The 25,348-nt window shown below is 40.8% G+C and carries 25 protein-coding genes and 1 tRNA gene; 9 read left to right on the top strand and 17 right to left on the bottom strand.

What is annotated here, in order from left to right; translation table 11 throughout:
- The first annotated feature begins 8 nt into the window (after positions 1-8).
- Complete coding sequence (locus B1s21122_RS03150; protein WP_223299033.1) at positions 9-512, top strand: FKBP-type peptidyl-prolyl cis-trans isomerase; 504 nt, start codon at positions 9-11, stop codon at positions 510-512.
- On the opposite strand, the gene B1s21122_RS03155 is transcribed toward B1s21122_RS03150, so the two are convergent.
- From B1s21122_RS03155 to B1s21122_RS03185, 7 genes are read right to left on the bottom strand one after another with little or no spacing between them, the layout of a single operon-like run.
- Positions 513-1,358 carry a tRNA (adenine-N1)-methyltransferase gene (locus B1s21122_RS03155; protein WP_095680676.1) on the bottom strand — a complete coding sequence of 282 codons (846 nt, stop codon included), beginning with the start codon at positions 1,356-1,358 and terminating at the stop codon, positions 513-515. It lies immediately after the preceding gene.
- Entirely contained in the window at positions 1,358-2,023 is a 666-nt protein-coding gene (locus tag B1s21122_RS03160) for an HAD family hydrolase (protein ID WP_095680675.1), read from the bottom strand. The genes B1s21122_RS03155 and B1s21122_RS03160 overlap by 1 nt, the downstream gene beginning before the upstream one ends.
- Positions 2,020-5,493, bottom strand: a complete 3,474-nt coding sequence (gene metH / locus B1s21122_RS03165; RefSeq protein ID WP_095680674.1) for a methionine synthase — start codon at positions 5,491-5,493, stop codon at positions 2,020-2,022. Before metH ends, B1s21122_RS03160 begins: the two co-directional genes overlap by 4 nt.
- 41 nt (positions 5,494-5,534) lie before the next feature.
- On the bottom strand, positions 5,535-6,758 hold the full coding sequence (locus B1s21122_RS03170; protein ID WP_095680673.1) for a class I tRNA ligase family protein: 1,224 nt from the start codon (positions 6,756-6,758) through the stop codon (positions 5,535-5,537).
- A gap of 15 nt (positions 6,759-6,773) precedes the next feature.
- The gene (locus B1s21122_RS03175) at positions 6,774-7,469 is read right to left on the bottom strand and encodes an SCO1664 family protein (RefSeq protein ID WP_095680672.1); all 696 of its coding nucleotides are present in this window, start codon (positions 7,467-7,469) and stop codon (positions 6,774-6,776) included.
- On the bottom strand, positions 7,466-8,005 hold the full coding sequence (locus tag B1s21122_RS03180) for a DUF3090 family protein (RefSeq protein ID WP_095680671.1): 540 nt from the start codon (positions 8,003-8,005) through the stop codon (positions 7,466-7,468). Before B1s21122_RS03180 ends, B1s21122_RS03175 begins: the two co-directional genes overlap by 4 nt.
- On the bottom strand, positions 8,005-8,679 hold the full coding sequence (locus B1s21122_RS03185) for a histidine phosphatase family protein (protein ID WP_095680670.1): 675 nt from the start codon (positions 8,677-8,679) through the stop codon (positions 8,005-8,007). Before B1s21122_RS03185 ends, B1s21122_RS03180 begins: the two co-directional genes overlap by 1 nt.
- Before the next feature lie 49 nt (positions 8,680-8,728).
- On the opposite strand from B1s21122_RS03185, the gene B1s21122_RS03190 reads away from it, so the two are divergent.
- A complete protein-coding gene (locus B1s21122_RS03190) occupies positions 8,729-9,670 on the top strand; it encodes an aldo/keto reductase (RefSeq protein ID WP_095680669.1) in 942 nt (313 codons plus the stop codon).
- 2 nt (positions 9,671-9,672) lie between these two features.
- On the opposite strand, the gene B1s21122_RS03195 is transcribed toward B1s21122_RS03190, so the two are convergent.
- Entirely contained in the window at positions 9,673-10,992 is a 1,320-nt protein-coding gene (locus B1s21122_RS03195) for a M20/M25/M40 family metallo-hydrolase (protein WP_095680668.1), read from the bottom strand.
- Positions 10,993-11,055: 63 nt separating this feature from the next.
- On the opposite strand from B1s21122_RS03195, the gene B1s21122_RS03200 reads away from it, so the two are divergent.
- From B1s21122_RS03200 to B1s21122_RS03215, 4 genes are all read left to right on the top strand, one after another.
- A tRNA-Leu gene (locus B1s21122_RS03200) sits at positions 11,056-11,142 on the top strand.
- 30 nt (positions 11,143-11,172) lie between these two features.
- Entirely contained in the window at positions 11,173-11,697 is a 525-nt protein-coding gene (locus tag B1s21122_RS03205) for an adenine phosphoribosyltransferase (RefSeq protein ID WP_095680667.1), read from the top strand.
- Between the two features lie 4 nt (positions 11,698-11,701).
- Positions 11,702-12,340: a thymidine kinase gene (locus tag B1s21122_RS03210; RefSeq protein ID WP_095680666.1), complete on the top strand. Its 639-nt coding sequence runs from the start codon at positions 11,702-11,704 to the stop codon at positions 12,338-12,340.
- A 6-nt stretch (positions 12,341-12,346) separates the two neighbouring features.
- Entirely contained in the window at positions 12,347-13,387 is a 1,041-nt protein-coding gene (locus tag B1s21122_RS03215) for an NAD(P)-dependent alcohol dehydrogenase (RefSeq protein ID WP_095680665.1), read from the top strand.
- Here B1s21122_RS03215 and B1s21122_RS03220 read toward each other — a convergent pair.
- On the bottom strand, positions 13,384-14,118 hold the full coding sequence (locus tag B1s21122_RS03220) for a DUF554 domain-containing protein (protein ID WP_095680664.1): 735 nt from the start codon (positions 14,116-14,118) through the stop codon (positions 13,384-13,386). The genes B1s21122_RS03215 and B1s21122_RS03220 overlap by 4 nt on opposite strands.
- Positions 14,118-14,981 (bottom strand): undecaprenyl-diphosphate phosphatase, encoded by an 864-nt coding sequence (locus B1s21122_RS03225; RefSeq protein WP_095680663.1) that lies wholly within the window; start codon positions 14,979-14,981, stop codon positions 14,118-14,120. The genes B1s21122_RS03220 and B1s21122_RS03225 overlap by 1 nt, the downstream gene beginning before the upstream one ends.
- Before the next feature lie 43 nt (positions 14,982-15,024).
- On the opposite strand from B1s21122_RS03225, the gene yczE reads away from it, so the two are divergent.
- Complete coding sequence (gene yczE, locus B1s21122_RS03230; protein WP_095680662.1) at positions 15,025-15,732, top strand: membrane protein YczE; 708 nt, start codon at positions 15,025-15,027, stop codon at positions 15,730-15,732.
- Between the two features lie 92 nt (positions 15,733-15,824).
- On the top strand, positions 15,825-17,261 hold the full coding sequence (locus B1s21122_RS03235) for an NCS2 family permease (RefSeq protein ID WP_095680661.1): 1,437 nt from the start codon (positions 15,825-15,827) through the stop codon (positions 17,259-17,261).
- Positions 17,262-17,302: 41 nt separating this feature from the next.
- Here the strand turns inward: B1s21122_RS03235 and B1s21122_RS03240 are convergent, their stop codons facing one another.
- A complete protein-coding gene (locus B1s21122_RS03240) occupies positions 17,303-17,935 on the bottom strand; it encodes a uracil-DNA glycosylase (RefSeq protein WP_095680660.1) in 633 nt (210 codons plus the stop codon).
- Positions 17,925-18,707, bottom strand: coding sequence for an ABC transporter ATP-binding protein (locus tag B1s21122_RS03245; RefSeq protein WP_095680659.1), 783 nt, complete (start codon positions 18,705-18,707; stop codon positions 17,925-17,927). The genes B1s21122_RS03240 and B1s21122_RS03245 overlap by 11 nt, the downstream gene beginning before the upstream one ends.
- Before the next feature lie 50 nt (positions 18,708-18,757).
- On the opposite strand from B1s21122_RS03245, the gene serB reads away from it, so the two are divergent.
- Positions 18,758-19,930 (top strand): phosphoserine phosphatase SerB, encoded by a 1,173-nt coding sequence (gene serB, locus B1s21122_RS03250; RefSeq protein WP_095680658.1) that lies wholly within the window; start codon positions 18,758-18,760, stop codon positions 19,928-19,930.
- Here serB and rpe read toward each other — a convergent pair.
- Genes rpe through B1s21122_RS03275 form a run of 5 tightly spaced genes read right to left on the bottom strand, consistent with a single transcriptional unit; the run spans position 19,927 to position 25,347 of the window.
- Entirely contained in the window at positions 19,927-20,604 is a 678-nt protein-coding gene (gene rpe / locus B1s21122_RS03255) for a ribulose-phosphate 3-epimerase (RefSeq protein ID WP_095680657.1), read from the bottom strand. The two genes, serB and rpe, sit on opposite strands and share 4 nt — an antisense overlap.
- 8 nt (positions 20,605-20,612) lie before the next feature.
- The gene (locus tag B1s21122_RS03260; protein WP_095680656.1) at positions 20,613-21,941 is read right to left on the bottom strand and encodes an RsmB/NOP family class I SAM-dependent RNA methyltransferase; all 1,329 of its coding nucleotides are present in this window, start codon (positions 21,939-21,941) and stop codon (positions 20,613-20,615) included.
- Positions 21,934-22,854, bottom strand: a complete 921-nt coding sequence (gene fmt / locus B1s21122_RS03265; RefSeq protein ID WP_095680655.1) for a methionyl-tRNA formyltransferase — start codon at positions 22,852-22,854, stop codon at positions 21,934-21,936. Before fmt ends, B1s21122_RS03260 begins: the two co-directional genes overlap by 8 nt.
- Positions 22,855-22,856: 2 nt before the next feature.
- Entirely contained in the window at positions 22,857-23,417 is a 561-nt protein-coding gene (gene def, locus B1s21122_RS03270) for a peptide deformylase (RefSeq protein WP_095680654.1), read from the bottom strand.
- Positions 23,418-23,445: 28 nt separating this feature from the next.
- Entirely contained in the window at positions 23,446-25,347 is a 1,902-nt protein-coding gene (locus B1s21122_RS03275) for a primosomal protein N' family DNA-binding protein (RefSeq protein WP_095680653.1), read from the bottom strand.
- Position 25,348: the final 1 nt, after the last annotated feature.

Consider the following 25,348-nt stretch of genomic DNA (forward strand, 5'->3'; position numbering starts at 1 on the left):
GATTCGGTATGCAAAAATTCAAGAAATTTACTGTTCTTTCACTAGCAATATTGCTTCTAACAGCCTGTACAACCGACGGAGGCGTTGATCCCATGGTAAATCAAAATTCATCCTCATCAGGATCTTTCCCTGAAGTAACCGGCAGCAAAGACTCAAAACCAACCATTTCAGCTCCTGTTGGTAATCCCCCATCTACTTTACAATCAAAAGATATTTTCGAAGGCAGCGGTAAAGAAGCGATCACAACTTCTGTTTTAGAAGTTCATTACACATTAATGGCATGGAGTTCTGGAACCTTGGTCGAGTCTTCCTGGGATTCAGGGCAAACAGCAACATTTCCATTAAGTGGAGTAATTGCGGGCTGGCAACAAGGCATTCCAGGTATGAAAGAGGGTGGCCGAAGACTGCTCGTGATTCCACCAGATCTTGGATATGGATCTCAGGGTGCAGGTGGAGCAATTGGTCCAAATGAAACTTTAATTTTCGTTGTTGATTTAATAAAAGTTTCTTAGTTATTCAATAACGCCGTAAGAACCTTTTGACGGTCTGCGGCGGCGTTGTAAAACTGGAACACCAGGAGCCATTCGGCGGGCAAAAATCAAGAAACCAGTGTGCCCAATCATTCTATGTTGTGGTCGCACTGCCAATCCTTCGTGATGCCAACCACGCACAATACTTTCAGAGGATTCAGGCTCAGTGAAATTACCACTTTCTTTAATCGCTTCTGCAATTTTTGAAAGCTGAGTTGTTGTCGCAACGTAGGCCATAAAAACTCCCCCAGGAACTAAGGCTTTTGAAGCAACATCTAAACATTCCCAAGGAGAAAGCATGTCCAATATAACTCGGTCAAAATCTGCCTCATACGATTGATCTTGCAAAGCACCGATAGTTAAGTTCCAATTCGCAGGTTTGCCTCCAAAATAGGATGACACATTTTTTTCTGAAATTTCTGCGAAATCTTCTCTAATTTCTACCGAATGCAACACCCCACCTTCTCCTATTGCACGTAGTAGCGAAATGCTTAATGCTCCAGATCCAACCCCAGCTTCTAAAACTCTAATGCCTGGCTTTATATCAGCTACACCAAGAATCATTGCAGCATCTTTAGGATAAACAATTGTTGCACCTCTTGGCATAGATAAAACATAATCAGCAAGCAAAGGTCTAAACGCTTGGAACTTTAGATCTTGATTGGTTGCCACAATTGAACCTTCTGGTAATCCAACTAATTCATCATGCTTGAGCATGCCTTTGTGGGTGTGCCATTCTGATCCTTGGGCTAATGTAATTGAATACAACTTACCTTTAGCATCGGTTAATTGAACTCGATCTCCATATTTAAAACTTCTATCAATCATTAGTTTCTTACCTTACTACTTAAATTTGGGTACCAATTTAGAATTTGCTCCAAATTTATATCAGCCAAAGAATTGATAATTCTTAAACTTGAGTGTGGTTTCATTTCTACCAAATGAGGAATACCGATTACCTGAGCTCCTGCGCTTAAACCTGATTCAACACCTGTTAGTGAATCCTCAAAAACTAAACATTTGGATATATCTACGCCTATTGTTTTTGCAGCCAATAAATAAGGATCTGGAAATGGTTTTGAATTTGCGACATCATCTCTGGAAATAGTGGCTTTAAATGTATTACTTGGAAATCTTGTTAAAACTGATCGCATCTGCCTTCCTGTACTAGCAGTTACTAATGCCAGCGGTATGCCAGCTGAAATACAGTCTGCAGTTAATTCCAATGCATTAGGCATAAAAGTTAACTCATTTGCTAATTTCTTTTCCATAACAAGATCCAAACGTTCACTGAAATATCCAAATGGTTTGATATTTCCTGTGCGTTCTTGCATATACCGCTCAGTGCGCTCCATTGGCCCACCCAAACAATTAATTTGATCAGACTGTTCCCAAATAGCTCCAAGCTCTGCCATAACCTGAACCTCAGCAGAGAACCATAGGGGTTCAGAATCGATGAGAGTTCCATCCATATCAAAAAGTATTGCACTCATAATGCGTTGAAGTATTTTGCTTCAGGATGATGAAGAACTATTGAAGAGGTCGATTGTTCCGGATGAAGTTGGAACTCTTCAGAGAGTTCAACTCCGATACGTTTGGGATCTAGCAATTCACAGATTTGAACTTGTTGCTCTAAATCTGGGCAAGCTGGATAACCGAATGAATACCGTGACCCTTGATAACCTTGATCGAAAATTTCCTTTAAATCTTTTGAATCTGAACCATCGATCTTCAATTCTTCGCGAGTTCGAGCATGCCAGTGTTCGGTTAAGGACTCAGTTAATTGCACAGATAATCCATGTAGCTCTAAGTACTCGCGATAAAGATTGGCTTGAAACAACTCAGTGATCGCATCACTTATTGATTGACCCATAGTGATTACTTGGAAGCTCACGACATCAATTTCGCCACTAGCTTTGCTTTTAAAGAAGTCGGCCAGACATAATCTGCGATCCCTGCTTTGACGTGGGAATGAAAATCTCAATCTCTCATCACCTTTCAAAGGTCCTTCATGGTGAAGAATTATCAGATCATTACCCTCGCTTACGCACGGAAAGTATCCGTAAACTACTGCAGCATTTAACCAACCTTTTGATTGCACATCATTGAGCAAAGATCGCAATTGCGGTCGACCTTGCTCGTTTGCCATAGTTTCAAAATCTTTTCCTTTTAATCCCCATTGGCCAAGAAAAAGAGCTCGCTCATCTAACATTCCAACATAATCTGCAAGAGCCACACCTTTGACCACTCTAGAACCAAAGAAAGGAGCTACAGGTATTGGATTATCACTAGCTACATCGCTTCGATTTGTATCAATAACAGTGGATGCAAGGTTTGAATTTCTAGGAGTTCTGCGCTGCTTAAGCGGAGGTAATTCTGCGCCAGGAACTCCTCTTTTAATCCCCATCAATGTGTCCATAAGTTTTAAACCTTCAAAAGCATCTTTGGCATAACGAACAGTGCCAGAGAATTGTTCACTCAAATCCTGCTCAACAAAGGATCTGGTCAAAGCTGCGCCACCTAAAACCACTGGCCATTTTTTACCCAATCCCCTTGAATCCAATTCCTGCAAATTCTCTTTCATGATTACGGTAGATTTCACAAGAAGTCCTGACATACCAATCACGTCTACATTGTTTTCATTTGCCGCATCAATGATCTGATTAACAGTTTGCTTAATTCCTATATTCACAGTTTCATAACCATTATTAGACAAAATAATGTCAACTAGGTTCTTTCCAATATCGTGCACGTCACCCTTGACTGTGGCTAGAAGTATTTTTCCACGGCCCTCATCATCTGTTTTTTCTATAAAAGGCTCAAGATAAGCCACCGCACTTTTCATTACTTCAGCTGATTGAAGTACGAAAGGCAATTGCATCTCACCTTTTCCAAACAACTCCCCAACTACCTTCATTCCCGATAGAAGATGCTCATTAATAATTGCTAGAGCAGGCATCCCAGAATCTAAAGCACTCTTTAAGTCCTCATTAAGACCCACTTTTTCTCCATCGATAATTCGACGTTGCAAGCGTTCATCAAGAGGAAGCGCCGCTAATTCAGCCGCACGGCTTTCTTTAGTAGTCGTTACCTTCACGTTTTCAAAAAGTTCTAAGAATTTAGTCAGTGGATCGTAGGAAACATTTCCATCAGCATCAAATTTTCGACGATCATAAACCAGATCTAGAGCTACCTCTAATTGCTCGCTAGGAATTCTATTGATTGGAGTGATTTTTGATGGATGAACAATTGCAGAATCTAATCCACTTTTTACAGCTTCAGAGAGAAAAACAGAGTTTAGAACAATTCGAGCTGCTGGATTCAATCCAAAAGAAACATTACTTATGCCCAGAGTAGTTTGAACCTGCGGATATTCTTCTTTTAGGGCTTTGATTGCATTAATTGTTTCAATACCGTCTCTTCTAGTTTCCTCTTGACCAGTAGCAATTGGAAACGTTAAGCAATCAATCAAAATATCTTCTACTCTCATGCCCCAATTAACGGTTAAATCAGTTATCAAACGTTTTGCTACTTTTAGTTTCCACTGAGAATCTCGCGCTTGCCCATCTTCATCGATAGTTAAAGCAATTACCGCTGCGCCATGCTCCACCACTAACGGCATGATTCTGGCAAAACGTGACGTTGGTCCATCGCCATCCTCATAATTAACCGAGTTAATAACTGATCGTCCACCAAGTTGCTTTAAACCAGCCTCAAGAACTGCTGGTTCAGTTGAATCTAAAACTATGGGCAAAGTTGATGAGGTTGCAAATCTAAATGCCAATTCCTTCATATCTGAAACGCCATCTCTGCCAACATAATCAACTGATAAATCCAGCATGTGAGCACCATCGCGTATTTGATCTCTAGCGATCTCAACACAGGTCTGCCAGTCTTCAGCTAATAGCGCATCTCGAAAAACTCTAGAACCATTTGCATTTGTTTTTTCACCTATTGATAAATAGGTATTCTGTTGTCTAAATGGAGCGAATTGATAAAGTGAAGATGCACCGTTTTCACGGATGAATTCCCTTCCGGAAACTTTAGTATTACTCAGAGCTAGAACTACCTCTTTCATATGTGCAGGAGTAGTGCCACAACAACCACCGACGAGATTTACTTTATAATCTTTAACGAAAGTTTTTAAGGCTGCAGCTAATTCCAGTGGGGCTAACGGGTAATGTGCTCCGCCATCACTTAATACTGGTAATCCCGCATTTGGCATAACAGATATTCCTACAGTGGCACCTTTACTTAACACACGTAAATGCTCACTCATTTCAGCCGGACCGGTAGCGCAATTTAGTCCAATTAAATCAATACCAATAGGCTCTAACGCATTTAAAGCAGCACCAATCTCTGATCCCATTAACATGGTTCCAGTGGTTTCGACAGTAACTTGTGCAATTAAAACAATATCTTTTTTCGAACGAGAAATAGCATCCCGTGCGCCATTTACCGCTGCTTTAGCTTGGAGCAAATCTTGAGTAGTTTCAACTAACAGGGCGTCAGATCCCCCAGCAATTAATCCGTCGGATGCAGTGCCGTAAGCATCCTTTAATTTCTCATACGTTGTATGACCTAATGTTGGTAACTTCGTGCCTGGTCCAAGAGATCCGAGTACCCATCGCGGACGATCATGAGTTGAGAATTGGTCAGCAATTTCCCGGGCTATTTTCGCACCTGAAAAAGCTAATTCATAGATTCGATCTTCTATTCCGTACTCAGCCAAATTTGCAAAATTGGCACCAAATGTATTTGTCTCAATGGCATCAACACCTGCTTCTAAATACTCTGCATGAACTTCTTTTACAATATCCGGTCTTGTAACATTTAAAATCTCATTACAACCTTCGTGGTTTTGAAAATCTTCAAGAGAAGGATTTCTAGCTTGAAGCATGGTGCCCATAGCTCCATCAGCAATAACTACGCGTTCAGATAATGCGGCGCGTAATGAGTTCATTTCGATAAGTTTACCTTAATTAAGACAGGGTACTGGCTGATTTATAGTGCTAAACCCAACAAGGAATCAACGGCTCTAGCCATTAAACCACTTTGATTAACAGTTGGATTGCTTTGAGACAAATTGGCCCATTTAGTTAAACGATCTAGAGCAGAAGGCGTATCAAGATTATTTGAGATATCTTGAATTAAGAAATTAATCACATTATCAGTATCAGCTACTTCACTTTGCGCCAAAGCAGATCTGACTAGTTCAACTTCTTTAGTTGATATTTCAAGAAGTTCATTACTCCATGCACGATCTTGTTGATAATGCCCGCGTAGTAGAGCCCACCTTAGAATCATAGGATCTATACCGGATTCAAGTAATTTAGAAACAAAAACTAGATTGCCTTTTGACTTGCTCATTTTTTCACCATCTAAAGAAATCATTGCGGTATGAACAAAACTTTCAGAAAACTTACGTCCATAAGCTGCCTGAATTATCTGCGCACTCATAAAATGATGTGGAAATATCAAATCAGATCCGCCACCTTGCAGAGAAACTATTGGATTCTTTTCATTTTCATCAAGATAATGACAGGCAATTGCCGTGCATTCCACATGCCAACCTGGTCTACCAAATCCAAAACTGCTCTCCCATCCCGGTTCATTCCCAACATGCGCGCTCCAAACAAGTGGATCTAATGGATGTTTCTTGCCAACTCTATGTGGATCTCCTCCGCGCTCGGAGAAAACTTTCACCGCTTCATCAACTGGCATAGGTAAATCATTAAGAAATTGTTCAACAGCAAAATAGTAATCTTTCTCAATCTCGTATAAATATCCATTCTTCGCTAAGCGCTTTATGAATTCTTCGATGATTGTTAATGATTCCGTCACCTTGATAAATTGCTCAGGCGGAATTACTCGTAATGCTGACATATCTGATTTAAACAGATTGATTTGCGAATCAGCCAATGCAGACCAATCCACTTTATCGCGATTAGCTCTTTCTAAAAGTGGATCATCAATATCGGTGATGTTTTCAACGAACTTGATGTTTTTACCAGACAGAAATTGATATCTATATATAAGATCAAAAGCTAGATATGTGGCTGCATGCCCTAAATGGGTTGCGTCATATGGAGTGATGCCACAAACATACATCCGAAAATCTTCAGATTTCTCAAACTGAATCAATCCTGCTGATGAATCCTTTATGTTTAAGGGAGGAAAATCATGATTGATCAAGGATGGTACAAACGGTTTTGGCCAACTATTCATAAACAATGCTTCTTTCTAAACCGGTGGCCATGGAATGGCTGGCCATTCATCACTGGGAAATGGGAATTGTCTGACTGCAAGTAAGTTTGCAATTCGTCCACTTAATGCAGAAATCTCAGCAGAAGTTAGCAGTTCTGCAAATGAAGAATCTAAGTCCAATTTATTAACCTTGTTTAGCAGCTCAATCTCTTCTGCAGTGAACTGCTCTCCAGCAAACTGCCACAATACAGTTCGCAATTTATTCTCCTGATGAAAACATACCCCGTGATCACAACCTCTAAGCTTCCCATCGTGATCAACTAGCAAGTGGCCGAATTTACGATCGGTATTATTAATTATCGCGTCGAACAAAGCTAGCTTTCTCAGTTGGGGATCATTACTTTGACCAAAATCAACAACATCTAGTTCTTCATCGATTTCTATCCATTCTTGCACCATTCCAAAACCAAATGGACCTTCACGAAGGACTGTGGTCGGAACTAAGTTAAAATCTCCTAATTCGCTCAATAGATAAGCTGCGTATTCACGATTTGCTAAATTGCCATCAGCGAAATCCCATAACGGTTTTTCTTCGAGAACTGGTTTGTAGATGACTTTCATTACGGGATCAGTATTTTCTAGCGTTGCTTGCAGAGTTGCATTTGATGCATCGACCAACCGTCCGATCACTATCAAATTTGCACTCTTAATCGCCTCAGAAGTTTTATTCATCTTCGGTATCCATTGGCTCTTGGACATAGATGACCCAGCGGATCTACTGGTAGGGCGCAAAATGGGCAAGCAGGTCGCCCTGCATTTACGACAAGATTTGCTCTGTCACAAAAACCCTTGACTTGATTGATTTTCAAATTCGCAACGATCAAATCAGGTCCAAAATCAATATCATCAATTAGCAATTCATCCTCTTGAGAGGCAGCTTGCATATTAACAACCACGTTATTGTTTTCCCAAGTAATGCTGATAACACCAACTGTGAAATCAGATTCAATTGGTAATTCTAAAGGTTCATCATCTTTTACGGCAGGTGCGGCTAAATCCTCAGGAGTAGCAAGTTTTCCGCGACGCAATTCCCGTATCAACTCTTCAAACCGCTCTGCAAGTGCGATTACTTGCCCTTTATCAATCGCAACCGTGTTGAAGTTACCCTCAGATTTAACTTGCATAAAGAACTCACGTTGTCCAGGCTCACCTATTGCACTAACAATAAATCGACTGGCTGGCTGATGTCTGTAAATTATTCTAGGCATTACTTTTTCCACCACTTAATAGGCTTACCAAGTAGATTTCCGCCGCCCAACACATTAGTTTTAAAACTATTCATATCTGAATTCTTAATTTTGTAATTACTTTGAATTATCGAATTGGAAGATTTACCAATGCTAATCGCAGAAATTGAAGCTGGTTCTGCTACAAAGCTTTGGAATTTATCGATTGGTAGACCTAAAGATGCTGCCAAAATCATTTTAATTATGTCTCCATGCGTAACAAGAAGTATCGGACCTTTCTCCATTGATAGATCCCTAATTAGACCGTCAACTCTTCGGCGCATTTGCTTAAAACTCTCACCCTGCGGAAATGTAAAACTAGAGGGTTTGTTCTGCACATTCTTCCAACGCTTGTCTTTGGACAAAGCTCGCAATTTCTTCCCCGACCAATCACCATAATTCATTTCGATCAGATCAGGCTCTATTTTGAAATCGATTTTTGGATTCACCTTCATGAAGGGCGTAATTGTTTGAATACACCTGGTAAGAGGGCTGCAGTAAACCTGGCTTATTTTCAAAGTTTTAAGATAACTTGCAAGCTCTTTGGACTGTTTAAAACCCTCTTTAGATAGTTCCACTGAATCGTCTTGTCCAGCCAAAATACCTTTGGTATTCGCCACAGATTGGGCATGACGTAAGAGATAAACAATCGGCATTTGGCAAGGTTACCGATATTTTTGACCTCACGTTGCTACTCTGCCAACCATGGAACGTCGAAAATTAGGTGGAGTATCGATATCTCGCCTTGGTCTGGGAACTATGACCTGGGGTCGGGATACTGACGAGAACGAGGCCGCACAACAACTTCAATATTTCGTTGAAGCCGGTGGAAATTTAATTGATACTGCAGCTGTTTATGGTGATGGAGATGCTGAGAGAGTCCTTGGTGGATTTATCGGTACTTTGGTTAAGCGAGATCAATTATTTATAGCTTCAAAAGCTGGCATCACTTTCAAAGATAGTTTGCGCCAGGTTAATAACTCAAGAAATGAGTTAATATCTGATTTAGATCGAACGCTTGCTCGGCTAAATGTTGATTATCTAGATATGTGGCAAATTCACACGTGGGATAAAAACACACCACTTGAAGAAACGCTCTCAGCTTTAGATTACGCAACATCTTCAGGTAAGGCTCGGTATGTAAGTGTTTGTAACTTTAATGGTTGGCAATTAGCACGCTCGGCAACATTACAAAATCCAATCTTCGGCAAAGCAGCAATCACAAGTGCGCAAAATGAGTATTCACTGCTTAATCGAAGGGTTGAAGAAGAAGTTATCCCTGCGGCTACCGCGTTAAATCTAGGTTTCCTAGCTTGGTCTCCATTAGGTCGTGGTGTATTGACCGGTAAATATAGAAATGGTGTGCCATCGGACTCTCGCGGAGCTTCACCTCATTTTGCAAATTTTGTGGAACCCTATTTATCTGAAAGAGCTAAACAAATAGTTGAAGCAGTAATCATTGCCGCCGATGGTTTGGGCTATTCGCCACTAGAAGTAGCTCTATCTTGGGTTCGAGATGCACCAGGTGTTACTAGTGCACTTATTGGCGCTAGAACTGGTGCTCAATTACGAGGAATTTTAACGGTTGAACAAATCACTCTGCCAGACCAGGTGCGCCAGGCGTTAAACGAGGTTTCTGCCAACTAATTTTAGATGTTATCTAAAAATTCATACAGCACCCTTACTCCAAACTTTAATCCATCAATAGGTACGCGCTCATCAACTCCGTGAAAGAGAGCGAAAAAATCTAAGTCTTTGGGTAAACGCAATGGTGAGAAGCCATAGCCAACGATTCCTGCATCATGTAAAGCTTTATTATCTGTGCCGCCACTCATCAGGTAAGGAACTGGGATACCTTGAGCATCTTCGCTAGTAATTGCTTTGCACATTGCATCTACTAACGGTCCAGCAAAATCTACTTCCAAAGCTATATCTCTGGTCAAGATTTCTACGGAAACCTCATCACCGGCCAATTTCTTGATGGTTTGATGCAGTTGATCTTCATAACCAGGAAGAAAACGACCATCGATAACGGCGCTAGCCTCTCCTGGAATTACATTTGCTTTATACCCTGCTTCTAGCATTGTTGGGTTTGCGGTGTTTGAAATTGTTGCACCAAGCATTTTTACGGCATTACCTAGGTGATTAAGCAATGGCTTTACATTGCTAGCCTCATATTTTTCGCCAGTAAGTTCAGCAATTTTTCTAAAGAATTTACTACTAGTTTTAGTTTCAACCTGTGGCCATTCATAATTTCCAATACGAGAGACTGCGCCAGCAACTTTAGTAACAGAATTATGTTTATTAACAAAAGAGCCGTGACCAGCAGTGCCCTTTGCAGTCAGTTTTACCCATTGAATTCCTTTTTGAGCCGCTTCAATCAAATACAAACGATTTTCACCTGTGATTGTGATTGAAAATCCCCCGACTTCAGAGATCGCTTCGCTATATCCTTTAAACAGTTCAGGACGATGTTTAACTAACCAACGAGACCCATAATTTGATCCTGCCTCTTCATCAGCGAAAAAAACTAACAAAATATTTCTTGGTGGTTTATAACCAATTCTTTGCCACATCCGAACAGATGCCAAAATCATGGCATCCATGTCTTTCATATCAACAGCTCCGCGGCCCCAAATAAAGCCGTCCTTAATGATTCCACCAAATGGATCGACCGACCAATCATCGGCATTAACTGGAACAACATCAATGTGTCCGTGCAAAACTAAACCGGGCCGATCTTTATCTCGTCCTTCAATATGTGCGACAACATTTACGCGATTTGGCGCAGTTTCAATTAATTCACTATTAATTCCTACCTCTTTTAACTTTGCCGCCACATACTCGGCCATCGCTTTCTCATCGCCCTTACCTTCACCATAATTAACACTTGGAATGCGAATCATTTCCTGACAGAGCAAAACTGTTTCATCCTCTAATTCGAGTATCTGTTCAGGAGTAAGTTTCATAGCCCTATTCTCCTATATAAGTTCAATTTCCATTGAATCGAGATTGCGTTAAAATACAAATAAGTCCGGGTGGCGGAATTGGCAGACGCGCTAGCTTGAGGTGTTAGTGCCCGTAAGGGCTTAGGGGTTCAACTCCCCTCCCGGACACCATAAATAGAAAACTGTGAATATGATGCGCTGGTGGAAACGAGTGCTTCGAACTTAATAAGGGTTATTCCAGATTTTCCAAAACCTGGGATTATTTTTAAAGATATAACCCCTTTGTTAGCAAACGCGGACGCGTTTCGAAATGTTTGCGATCAAATTGCAGAGTATGCCAACGAAGTTGAATATATAGCTGGTGTGGAGGCTCGAGGGTTTATTTTTGCCGCAGCAATTGCAGCTATTAGTAATAAAGGCTTAATCCCAATACGTAAATCGGGCAAGCTGCCAGGTAAAACATATTCAAATAGTTACGAACTTGAGTACGGTAAGGCAACATTAGAACTTCATGCCGATTTAATCCCGGCAGGTGGCAGGGTTCTTCTAGTCGATGATGTTTTGGCAACGGGAGGAACAGCCGTTGCAGCACTTGATTTGATCAAAATGGCTGGGTTGTCCCCCATAACCATTGCATTTCTCTTAGAGATTCCCGCACTAGGTGGAAGATCACGGATCGCCAAGAGCCATCCTGGTCTAAAAATACAAACAGTATTGGCAGAATAACCACATGGCCGAATTGATCTATTACTGCGGGACGATGGATAGCGGTAAATCCACTCTTGCTCTTCAGACTGCTCACAATCACCGCTCTCGCGGACGTGAGGGTGTGATTTTCACCAGCAAAGATAGAGCAGGAAAAGGATTGATTTCATCTCGTCTTGGATTACAGATTGAAGCTTTAGAAGTAGATGATGATTTAGATATTCATAAACTAATTGTTGAACGGCTTTCAATAGGGGGAAGAATCACCTTTATCATCTGTGATGAGGCACAGTTTTATTCTTCCGATCAAATTGAGCAATTAGCAAAAATTGTAGATGGCTTGGGTATAGATGTTTATGCATTCGGGATATTGGCTGACTTTAGAACTAAATTATTTCCCGGTAGCGCCCGCTTAGTTGAATTAGCTGATCGCGTTCAAACTCTCCAAGTAGAGGCTCTTTGTTGGTGTGGTGAGCGCGCAACGCACAATGCAAGAACGATCGACGGCAAGATGGTCACAGAAGGAGAACAAGTTGTAGTTGGCGATGTGAGCGCCTCTGCAAAAGTTGCATACGAGGTGCTTTGTCGAAGACACCACATGCGTAAAGTTACTTCAAAGGTTTCAAATCCAGCTGCCGAACAATCACTACCTTTTAACAATTAAGTCAATATGAAAACAAAAGGTTATGCTGCGCTTAGCGCCAAAACTGAATTAGTACCATTTGAATTTGATCGGCGTTCGCTTAGACCAAGAGATGTTGCGTTAGACATTTACTACGCTGGAATTTGTCACTCAGATATCCATCAGGCGCGTGAAGAATGGGGTCCATCAACATTCCCGATGGTTCCAGGTCATGAAATTGTCGGAAAGGTAATTGAGATTGGTTCACAAGTAAGTAAATTCAAAGTAGGAGAATTAATTGGAGTTGGAGTCTTTGTTGATTCTTGCCGCAATTGTTCAAGTTGCCTTGCGGGCTTAGAGCAATATTGCCTAGAAGGCATGACTGGAACTTACAACGCATTAGAGCGAGATGGTAAAACAGTTGCATATGGTGGTTATTGCGATAAATTTGTAATCGATGAAGATTATGCGGTGCATGTTCCTCAAAACCTTGAGTTAGCTGGTGTTGCTCCTTTAATGTGCGCAGGTATCACTCTTTATTCTCCTTTAAAAAATTGGAATACTGGACCGGGTAAAAAAGTTGGCGTAATGGGCCTAGGTGGATTAGGTCATATGGGAGTTAAATTTGCCCACGCGCTAGGTGCTGAAACCACAGTCTTCTCGCATTCACCAGCGAAAGAATCTGATGCAAAGAAAATGGGAGCTGATCACTTTGTTGTGGTTAAAGACTCAAAAGATTTAAAAAGTTTATCGAAATCTTTCGATTTAATTCTAAATACCGTATCTGCTGATATTGATTTAGACGCTTACCTTCAGTGCCTAAAACTAGATGGCACATTAGTTGTGATCGGACTGCCGGGAAAACCATATTCAATTAATGCAGGTACCCTTCTAGATCAAAGGCGATCTTTGGCGGGATCAATGATTGGTGGTATCGCTCAGCTTCAGGAAATGCTGAATTTCTGTGAAACTCATAACATTGTCAGTGATGTTGAAGTCATCAAACCAGACTATATTAATAAAGCTTATGAAAGAACTGTGGCAAGTGATGTTAAATATCGCTTTGTGATTGATACAAAAAGCTTTTAGATATATTGGTGGGCCAGTAAGGCAAAAAGCGGTGCAATCGCCAGCGCAGGCAATAAATTAGCAACTGCCATTTCTTTGATCTTTAATAACCTAAGCGATATGCCGATCAGTAATACTCCACCGACCGCCGTCATAGCAGCAATTTGATAATCAGCAAGAATGGAGCCTAAATAAAGTCCCACAACCGTCCAGGCGAATTGGTAAATCCCGACTGGCAAACTAGATAGAGCCACTCCTATTCCTAAAGATGCGGCAAAGGCGATTGAAGTAAATCCATCTAAAGTACTTTTCAATACTAATTGATCGATTCCACTTCCCATTCCATCAGAAATACTTCCAAGAATCGCTAACGGTCCAATCACGAATATTAGTGACGCTGATACAAACCCCTCTACGAATGTGGATTCACCTGTTCTGTTCAATCTTGATTTAAGTTTTATTCCAATCATCTCCAGCTGATCTTCAATTTTTAACCAGGAACCAATTAATGCGCCAACTAAAAGAGAGAAAACTATCACCAAAATCGGCCAACCCTTTGGCATAGCATCTTGTAAATTGCTACCCCAATAGGAAGTTAAAGCATCAGCTGCGGAGATAACTGTCACGCAACCTAGTACATCTGTTATCAAATTCCTTAGTTTGTCATTCAGCTTCTTGCCAATGAAAATACCAACTAGAGATCCAATCAAAATAGCGCCAATGTTTATCACGGTCCCTAAGCCAGGAAACATTAAATGAACCTTACGAATGAAATAATTCCAAACGCCAAGCAATACACAGCGAATGGGTAGAGTGTTTTAGTTTTAAACCATCTAACTAAGAAAGTCACGCTGAAATAAGTTGCAATAAATGAAACGATTGAACCTAAAAGAATTTGACCTAGTACCAATCTAGTGTCAGATGTGAAAAGTTCTGGCAATTTAACAATGGATGCTCCAACAATAACCGGCAGTGAAAGTAGGAAGGCGAAATCAGAGGCAACTGAATGATTTAGCTTTCTAAGTAAACCTGCACTCATCGTTACGCCAAAACGACTAATCCCAGCGAATAGCGCCAGACTCTGTCCGAAACCAATCGCTAATGCAGTTTTTGCATTAACGCGCCGATCAATCTCGGCATCGGAATCAGCGAGTTCGTGGGCGATATCTCGTTTTGAAAGTCGCTCTGCTGTAATGAGCAACAGGCCGTTAATTGCCAAAAACATGGCTGAATATTCAGGTTTGCCAAAAATACTTTGGAAATAATCGTCTAAAGCTAACCCAAGAACTCCCACTGGAATGGTTGCAATTACTATGTAGCCTAAAACTCTAAATGGTGTGGATTGATAGTTTCTGTTTTTTACTGCTTGATACGTACCTACAAATAATCCTAACCATCGTTTTCTAAAAACCAGAAAGAGCGCTACAGAGCTTGCAAGATGCATCGCGATAGTTATAAGAAGATAAGCCTGATTCTCTTCACTGATAAATTCTCCAAAAGATCCTCCGATCCACGCTGGGACTAAGATTGCATGACCAAGACTTGATATCGGGAATAATTCAGTTAATCCTTGAATGAACCCAATAATGATTGCTTGTTCATAAGTGAAACTCAAGTTTGAACCAATCTTCTAGAAATATATGAGATAGAGTTTAGCAGTGAGCAATCTGCAAGAGCCGAATAAATGGTTCAATAAGGCATTTAGATTACTTAAACCCTCTAAAACTATTCCAGTCACACCATGGCGCGCAAATACAACCTGGGGGCTAATTACTGCCCCATATGCGATTCCGCGCATGATGGTTTTAATCTTTGGATTGATGATATTTGGGATTGGTGAAGCTTTTTTAGTAGTTACTTCATTAGGCAATTCACCCTGGGTTGTACTCTCTGAGGGAATCTCATTGAATTCATCTTTAAATATTGGTGAATCAACATTTTTAGTTTCAGTTGTAGTACTACTGCTTTGGATACCACTGCGCCAAAAGCCTGGATTTGGCACATTGGCTAATATTGTCGTTATCGCTGCTTCGATAGAACTGGGTTTATTGATAATCCCAACTGTTGAGAATGTATATGTGAAATATTTTTATGTTCTATTTGGAATCGCGTTAGTTGGCATTGGTTCAGCTCTATACATCACTTGTGGTTTAGGAACCGGACCTCGTGATGGCTTGATGACAGGCTTGCACTACAAAACAGGTGTGCGGGTTGGACGTGTGCGACTTGGTATTGAAATCGTGGCGCTGAGCGTTGGAGCCATTCTTGGCGGCTCACTTGGCGTAGGAACAGCTCTATTTGCACTTCTCATCGGTCAATCTGTAGCCATATCTCTGGGTGTCTTAGGCCGGCTTACTCTCAGGTAGCAAATACAGTTAAGGCACTCCCCTCGGTTTGTCGGACCGAATCTGACAACATGTCGAAAACACCATGTTAAAAAAACAGAAGGGTCTATTCCATGCTTGATAGTTTCTTTAAAATCAGTCAGCGTGGCTCAACCGTAGCTCGTGAAGTTCGTGGCGGCGTCGTCACATTTTTCACAATGGCCTACATCGTTGCGCTCAATCCACTCATCATCGGTCTAGCAAAAGATGCTGATGGAAAATACATTGGCGGAGGCGACGCACCTAATCTTGCATTAGTTGCTGCTGCAACCGCACTTATCGCAGGCGTTATGACCATTCTTATGGGCGTAGTCGCTAACTTTCCATTAGCCATTGCAACCGGATTAGGTTTAAACACATTCGTTGCTGTTGGTATCGCCTCAAAAATGACCTGGGCAGATGCCATGGGATTAGTCGTCCTAGAAGGCTTAATTATTCTTATATTGGTACTAACTGGATTCCGTACTGCGGTATTTAGAGCCGTACCAACTCAATTAAAGATCGCGATCTCTGTTGGTATCGGTCTTTTCATTGCACTTATCGGACTTGTTGATGCCGGATTCGTACGTAGAACCGGAAGCGGCCCAGTACCAGTAACTCTTGGCGACAACGGAAATCTTGTTGGTTGGCCAGTAGTGGTATTTGCATTTGGTCTTTTCCTGACTATCGCACTTACAGTAAAGAAAGTTAAAGCAGCTATTCTGATTGGAATTGTTGCCGCAACTGCCTTAGCAATTGCAGTTGAATCTGCTTTCAAAATTGGACCATTATTCAATGGTGCTACCGGTGAAGTAAATCCAAAGGGCTGGAACTTGAATGTTCCTGCAATGCCTGAAGCAATTGCTGCAACACCAAAGTTTGACATCATTGGTGACTTCAATCTTCTAGGTGGATTTGATCGAATTTCTCTCGTTGCAGCTGTGCTTCTAGTTTTCACTTTATTACTAGCAGACTTCTTTGACACCATGGGAACAATGACAGCTATCGGAAACCAAGCAGGATTAGTTGATAGAAATGGCAACGTAGAGGGCGCTGAGCGCATTCTTCTTGTTGACTCTATCGCTGCTGCTGCAGGTGGTGCCGGTTCTGTTTCATCAAATACTTCATACATTGAATCTGCATCAGGTGTTGGTGAAGGTGCTCGTACAGGTCTTGCTTCAGTAGTTACTGGAGTTCTATTCCTGCTAACAACCTTCCTTGCTCCGCTTGTAGCAATCATTCCTTACGAAGCTGCAACACCAGCTCTGGTAATTGTTGGCTTCTTAATGATGACACAAATCAAGGGTATTGATTGGGATGATCTTGGAATAGCTATTCCTGCATTCTTAACAATTATCTTGATGCCATTTACTTACAATATTTCAGTAGGTATTGGTGCAGGATTTGTTTCATATGTAGTAATTCGTTTATTCCAGGGACGCGCTAAAGAAGTTAGTCCATTACTTTGGGCTGTTGCTGGTCTATTCATGGTTTATTTCTTGCAATCTCCAATTAATATCTGGACTGCATAAACTAAATCTAAATAAAGGGGCGGGCCGAAAGGTTCGCCCCTTTACCATTTAATGGGCGTTAATCCTTTTTCTACCAATCTGCTATTTACTTTACTAAATGGTTTACTTCCATAAAAACCACGGTAAACAGAGAGTGGACTTGGATGCGGTGCAATGAATTGATCCTCTATCGCAAAATACTTTGACATAAGTTGAGCCTCTCGCCCCCATAAAACAGCCACAGCCCCTCGTTTAGCAACATCACTAATGATCTGCTGAGTAATAACCTGCCAGCCAATCTTTGAGTGAGAACCGCTTTCATTCGGAAGCACGGTTAAAGACATATTCAAAAGAAGTACGCCTTGTTCTAACCATGCAGATAAATCCCCGTTTTCTCTAATTATTCCGAGATCAGCCTCTAGTTCCTTGTAGATATTTTTTAGGGATGCTGGCAGAACCCCTACTTCGGCAGGTACTGAAAAAGCTAAACCCATCGCATGTTGAGAATTGGGATAGGGATCTTGACCAACTATTACTACCTTTACATCATCTGGATCAACCTCTAATGATTTGAAAATCAGTTTAGAACTTGGCAGAAAGTTTTGCCCTAAGTTTGCACCAATTTGCGCCACATCTTCTAAATCTACAATTTCCCGCCAAGCAGGAGGCACTAATGAAGTTAGGTTAGATGGCACGAGCAAAATAGCGACCACTTACCGAATCAACAGTTATCGGCAATCCATATGCATAACTAAGGTATTCATTGTTTATCACCTGATCAATCATGCCTTGAGCAACAACTGCACCATCCTTAAGCAGTAGAGCATGGGTTGTGCCGGCCGGAATCTCTTCTATATGGTGAGTAACAATAACTGTTGCTGGCGCTAAGGGATCGCGAGCAAAAGTTTCGATTCGCTTAAGTAGGTCCTCTCTGCCGCCCAAATCAAGTGATGAGGCCGGTTCATCTAAAAGCAACAGTTCAGGATCTGCCATTAATGCTCGAGCGATCTGAACACGCTTCTTTTCACCATCACTTAGCGATCCAAATAATCGAGATCCAAGTTCGCGAACTCCTAAGGCTGTTAAAAGTGCCATCGCACGTGATTCATCCCAAAGATCATATTTTTCTTGCCATCGTCCCAACATTGCATAAGCTGCAGTTAGCACCACATCCATTACTAACTCTTCGTTCGGAATTTGTTCAACCAAGGCGGAAGAGGTCAATCCAATTCTCGTACGTAATTCAAAAACATCTACCTTGCCAAGGGTTTGTTCTAAGATCTTTATTTCACCAGTAGTTGGGTGTATCAATGAGGAACATACTTGTAGCAAAGTTGTCTTTCCAGCTCCATTCGGACCAAGGACTACCCAACGCTGTCCTTCTTCCACGCGCCAATCCATCGGACCAAGGATTACCCGTTCACCGCGGCGCACACTGACATTTGATAACTCCAATATTGCGCCCATAGGAGTGAAAGATACCTCGCCTGAAGGTGGAATATGGTTAATCTGAGCCAATGCCGATTGAAAATAAATCCACCTTTACGGGGTTAATACTCGTATCAGGCGAAGATCGCCCTGGCATCACTGAAAGTTTAATGAAGACCTTATCTGCGTTTTCTGTAACGATAATCGATATTGAACAACTAGTTATCAGGGATCGTTTACTTCTAACTGTTTTACTCTCACTTGACGAGGCTCATGCAGAAGCGATTACAGAGGACTTACACACTTTACAAGATAAAATCGGATTAGATATCGCAATTGACTTTACTCAACAAGGCTCTACCAGAGTATCTGGAGAAACTTTGCGCGTAGTTATTGTGGGCAATGCAATAAAACCATCTGGGCTGGCAGCAGTAGCATCACAAATTGCACAACTGGGTGGCAACATCTCTGCGATAAAGCGAACGGCTATGGACCCGCTGATTTCAATCGAACTAGAACTAAGTATTCCAAACAATTCATTAAAGGAAGTTCAAGGCGCACTTACTTCGGTTGCGATTGAAAACAAAATTGATCTTGCAGTCGAACCTGGCGGTTTGCAAAGAAAATCTAAACGAATAGTCATGCTGGATATGGATTCAACTTTGATCGAGCAGGAAGTGATAAATCTACTTGGAGCTGCAGCCGGGCAATCAATCGCAATTGAGGCGATAACTCATAAAGCAATGGCAGGTGACCTGGATTTCAAAGCGGCCTTAATTGAAAGAGTGGCCCTTTTGAAAGGTATGGATCAAAACATATTGAATCAAGTCAGAGATCAAATCACTTTGACTAAAGGGGCTAAAAAGTTAATTGATGAACTTCATCAACAAGGCCACAAGGTTGGAGTTGTATCTGGCGGGTTCATTGAAGTAATTGAACCAATCTTGAATTCATTAAGTATAGATTTTTATCGTGCCAACAAACTTAAAATCAGTGATGGATTATTGACTGGCGAGATAGAAGGTCCATTGATTGATAGCCATGCAAAGAGAATTGCTCTGGAACAATTTGCAAAGCAAGAAAAAGTTCCATTAGAACAAACAGTTGCAATCGGTGATGGTGCGAATGATTTGGAAATGATTAAAGCGGCAGGCTTAGGTATAGCCTTTAACGCTAAGCCAAAAGTTGCTGCTGCGGCCGATACTACGATCAGCAATCAAGATCTTTCAACAGTCTTGCTATTAATGGGTATCTCTATTTAAAACGGATAGTTCTTTTGTGCCATCTCTCTTAAACTAGAAACCATTTCCGCTGGTTTATCTGATTTGTATACCGCACTTCCAGCAACGAAACAGTTCGCCCCAGCTTTGGCAGCCTCTCCAATTGTTTCTAAAGATACTCCTCCATCAATTTGTAAGGTTGGTTTTTGCTTTAAAAGTGTTTCAATGAAAGTTCTAGCTTGGGTTACCTTGGGCATTTGATCATGCATGAAAGATTGTCCACCAAACCCAGGCTCTACCGTCATAATCAACAACATATCAATATCTTCAATCCACTTCTGCACATCGGCAAATTTAGTAGCAGGTTTGATTGCTAAGCCAACTTTGGCTCCGTTTGATCGAATATCTCTTATTGTCTTAGAAACATCATTTGCGGCTTCAAAGTGAAAAGTTACTGAAGTGCAACCATTCTCAGCATATAACGGGGATATCTCATCGGGATTTTCTATCATCAAATGAGCATCCACGGGCAACTTAGAAAAATTGATTATTTCAAAAGCGCGATTTAAATCGAAGGTGAAATTGGGCACAAAAATATTATCCATGACATCTAAATGTAGAGAATCAGATGTTAAAGCAACTTTTGCTATCTCATTCTCTAAATCATCAAAATTAGCATTCAAAATACTTGGATTTATAAGAATTTGAGATTCCATCAGAGTATTTAACCGACTTTCTTCAATAAAGCCATAAACATCGCATCAGATTGATGTAGGTGTGTCCATAATTGGACGCTGCCATCACTTTGGACTCCCTCTTCATGCGAGCCAGCAACTTCTTGGATCGGTAAAACCTTCATATCCTTATGTTCGGAGAGAAAATCCAAAACTTGGCCTTTAGTTTCAGCTAGATGCGGAGAGCAGGTTACGTACGCCATAATTCCCCCAGTAGTTAACAATTCATACGAACTTGCCAGCAGATTACGTTGCAAAAGAACTAATTCTTTTAGGTCTTTTAGATTCTTGCGCCACCTGGCTTCAGGTCTCCTTCGGAGCGCTCCTAAACCCGTACAAGGTGCATCAATCAATATTCGATCGAATTTGTTGTCAAAATTGAGGGCATCTGTTCCATCAAGAGATACAACTTGAGAGTTATTCACAACTCTTTTAACTAATTCTGCACGATGAGAAATTGGTTCATTTGCTAGAAACTCCGCAGTGCTGTCGATTTCCAATAGTGCATTGAACATATAAGCTGCTTTTCCACCAGGACCCGCACACATGTCTAACCATGAAAGTCCTGTTTCAAGTGTTGCAAGAAAATTTTCAACAACTAATTGCGACCCGCGATCTTGCACTCCAGCCCTGCGTTCAATGATGGGTTGAAAACTCATGGGTATTACATTTAAATTAACGCCATTTTTAAAACCAGAAATACCGGTAGCACCCAAGTCAATTAGTTCTTGACTTGTAGATTTACCTGGCCACGCAACAACATCTGGCAAAGTGGGTTGATTATTCGCATCTAATAGTTTCTCAACATTTGCCCAGTCTTTTAGTTGGTCATAGAAAGAAGAAATGATCCATTCGGGATGGCTATATTGAATTGATAATCTCTGCAAAACGGGCAATTCTGCTAACTCAGGGAGTGAATTATCTGCAGTAGAAACTTTTCTTAGTACAGCATTAACATAAGAAGCTTTGGACTCACCCGCTACTAATTTAGCAACTTCCACGGTTTCTGAAACTGCTGCGTGCTCAGGCACTCTCATTTTGGTTATCTGATGTATACCTAAACGCAAGAGATTTACGATTTTCTTATCAATCTCTGTATATGGACGATCAACATATTTTGAAGCAATGTAATCATGTCTGCCTTGCATTCTCAAAGTTCCATATGCTAATTCCGTTGTAAATGCTTTATCAGCTAAATTCATTTTTGATTTTGCCAATAATTCTGGCAATCTTATGTTCGCAAAAGCACCTTCTTCATTTACCTGCCAGAGTAGCTCATATGCAAGCAACCTAGATGGTTTTGGATTTGGTTTACCCAAAATGAAGTCCCACTTTGGAGGTGAGTCCCCTAACAAATTCAGCACTGGTCATTGAATTTCTACCAGCAGGCGTTACATTCAGAATTTCAATAATGCCATCCAAAGTTCTGACAAACATTTTCTCATTGTCTATGTGAATTTGACCTGGCCGTAGTTCTACCAGCAATTCAGATTTTTCAAGAGCATTAATTCTTACTCGAACCTCATTTAACACTGACCAGACACCAGGATTGGATCCCAATGCTCTGTAAAGATTATAAATTGAATCAGATGATCTCTCCCAATTAATTTCTCCATCTCCTTTAAGAAACTTAGGTGCATAACTCACTGATTCAACTGATTGAGATATGGGTTGCTTAAGCTTCTTAATCATATCCAGTGCAACCAGGGTCATCTGCGATCCTTCATTACTCAAACGATTTAGAACTTCAGTGGTGGTTTCATCTTTAGTGATTGAAAACTCTTGAGCTAGATAAACTGGTCCTGTGTCCATTCCTTGATCCAATTTAAATATTGAAATACCGACCGATTTTTCACCATTCAAAATCGAGTGTTGTATTGGTGCTGCACCTCGCCACCTAGGCAACATTGAAAAATGAATATTTATCCAACCGTGCTTAGGAATTTTTAGAGCATTCTCCTTTACTAATTGTCCAAAAGCTATCGTTATAACAATCTCAGAAGATGATTGAATTAAAGCCGAAGTTATATCCTCTTCATGGGCAGATTTATACACATGCAAATTTTGGCTTTGTGCCCAAGTTGCCAGTTCATTGGATTCAATCTTTTGACCTCGACCAGTTGGTTTGTCCTGATTAGTTAATAATCCAGTTACTTCATACTCTGATGAATCTGATAAAACCTTAAATAGAGGAATCGCTAAAACGGAAGATGAAGCAATCAAAACCTTCAATGTTAAAAACCTAAACCAAAAGTTGTGTGCGGAGATACCTTGATTGACGGATTCAACCCATTTTCAGTAGCTATTCCAAACCACTCAGACTCTCTTATCTCTTTCATTGCGAGTTTACGTTGTTCAGATTCCATGCGATCAATAAAAAGCACACCATTCAAATGATCTGTTTCGTGCTGCAAACATCTAGCCAACAATTCAGTACCTTCAACAATTATCGGTTCGCCATGCATATTAAATCCCTTAGCAACTGCGCGAAATGCTCTAGGTGTTTCATAGACCAGGTCAGGAAAGGATAAGCAACCTTCTTCACCGTCTTGCATTTCTATACTTAAATCAAGTGATGGATTAATTAAATGGCCAATTTCATCATCTATGTCCCAAACAAAAACTCTAAGCGGAACGCCTATTTGAGGAGCGGCTAAACCTGCGCCCGGGGCTGCCTTCATAGTTTCAGTTAAATCAGATACCAACTGGCGCAATTCTTTATCAAAATCCACTACAGGCGTAGCCGGAGTTACTAAGACAGGATCTCCAAACAAGCGAATTGGTTGTTTTGCCATGTGCCAATGATACTTTAATTAGCAGTTCTTATATGTCATATGGATCAACGCGAATTTTGAAGATCTGTCGGCCCTTTACTCCTTGAATTTTTGATACATCATCAAGCAAATCCACCAAATTTCCACCCTCCTCCAATTTCACACGAATTATTAATTTAGATTGGTTCTGATCGAACTTAACTGGCCCGGTTATCTCATAATCTTTGCTAGATCTTAAATTCTCTGCAAATTTGGAAATTTCAAGATTAGACCCAATTATGACTGCTACACGATAGAAAGGAGGCAGCTTTGCTTTCTCTCTATTAATTAATTCCAATGAAGCTCCGGAATTTGAATCTGCTTTAAGCATAGATTGAACAACAGGGTGATGATTTTGTAACGTTACAAACACTTCACTATTTGGCAACACTTTACAAAGTGATGAGAACCATTGAAATTTTGCAAATTCCTCAGCTCTTAACGATGGTCGACTAAACATTCTTTCACCATCTAGTAGTACTAAACTCGAATATCTACCATTAGGTTCTGATCCAGCTGTTGCTAGAACTACATGTTTACCATTTGGTAGATCAGCAATTTGCTTACTCCCGGATGAGATCAAAATTGATGCTTTCGGAATTGCGCGTCCTATTTCCTCAGCGTTGCGATCAATCCCCTTAGAAATAACATAAGGTTTAGATTCCCCGCAATATTGACACTTCCAGTCTCTTTGTTGCGTATCACATAAATAACAAGTTGGAACTGAATTAGCGCCTTGTATCTGTAACTTACCCCCACATTTACAGTTTGCAGTATTTCGGCATTTGGCGCATAGAAAAAGATTTGCATAGCCTTTTTCGGCCACAGTCACCAATACATTCCCTTGGGCAATACCTTTTTTTACGGAGGAAACGAAGGATCTACCATTTTCACCAGTTACTATTTGAATTCCATTTTTGTTTCGGTAATTTTTCTTCTCCAGCCAGCCTATTTCTATTAATCGAGAAATTTCCATGGAATGCGATGCTGATATGAACAACAAAGAAGTATTTTTACTTCGCAGTAAAGAAACATCACGTGTATTCCATCCAGGAGAATGTTGCTCATAGTGAGATTGATCTAAGTCGGACAACACCACTACAGTTGAGTTCTCTTCTAAATCGGTAAATACTCCGCTTCTAGTTGAAACGATTAAAGAAGGTCTAGAGAATCTAGCAATCAGGAAATTTTTATATCGATCGCTCTTTCCTAAATGAGTACCCAGCTCCAAAAAAGAAGTCCCAAAAAAGTTTTTCAAATCATTCTTTAAGGCCAATAAATCTTTTTCATCTGGAACAATGACGAGTACTTGCCCAGTTCGAGCTCGAAGTTTGATTATTTCATTAACGAAGTTACTAGATGCGATCCCAATTGGAAGATTTATTGCCCACTTTAACCTCTGCTTTCCTATGAGCATTCCATAATCTGATCTACCTATTAGATCCCGAAGTTGTGGGCTTTCATATGTTTCAGACGCAGATGGTGACCTAATATCGGAAATCATTTTATCTTCTTTAGCTACACGAGCAGGCAGGGCAGATTTAAGAAGGCTCCAAAAAGATCCACCAAAACGATTGCGAACTAATTCCAGATGCTCGATAACTTGGCTCGATATCAAGCCGCTGGGTGAAGAAACATCAACAATCATTTTCAAGTTCTTTATTTGTTGAGAATCATTTTTACGACCAACTATTAATCCATCAACTTGGGTATTTCCGAACGGGACAACAACCTTTGTCCCATATACAGCTGAATCTTCTAAATGTAACGGAACTAAATAATCATAAACTCCTTCAAGATGTGAAACTGGTGTGTCAACTAATACTGCTGCAACCGGGAAAAGATCAGCTATTAATTTTGATTTAGGTTTCTGTGCAGTTTGCTGGCGTTTTAATTTAAGTGGAGCAGCCACT

The organism is Candidatus Nanopelagicus limnes (assembly GCF_002287885.2).
Lineage (GTDB): Bacteria > Actinomycetota > Actinomycetes > Nanopelagicales > Nanopelagicaceae > Nanopelagicus > Nanopelagicus limnae.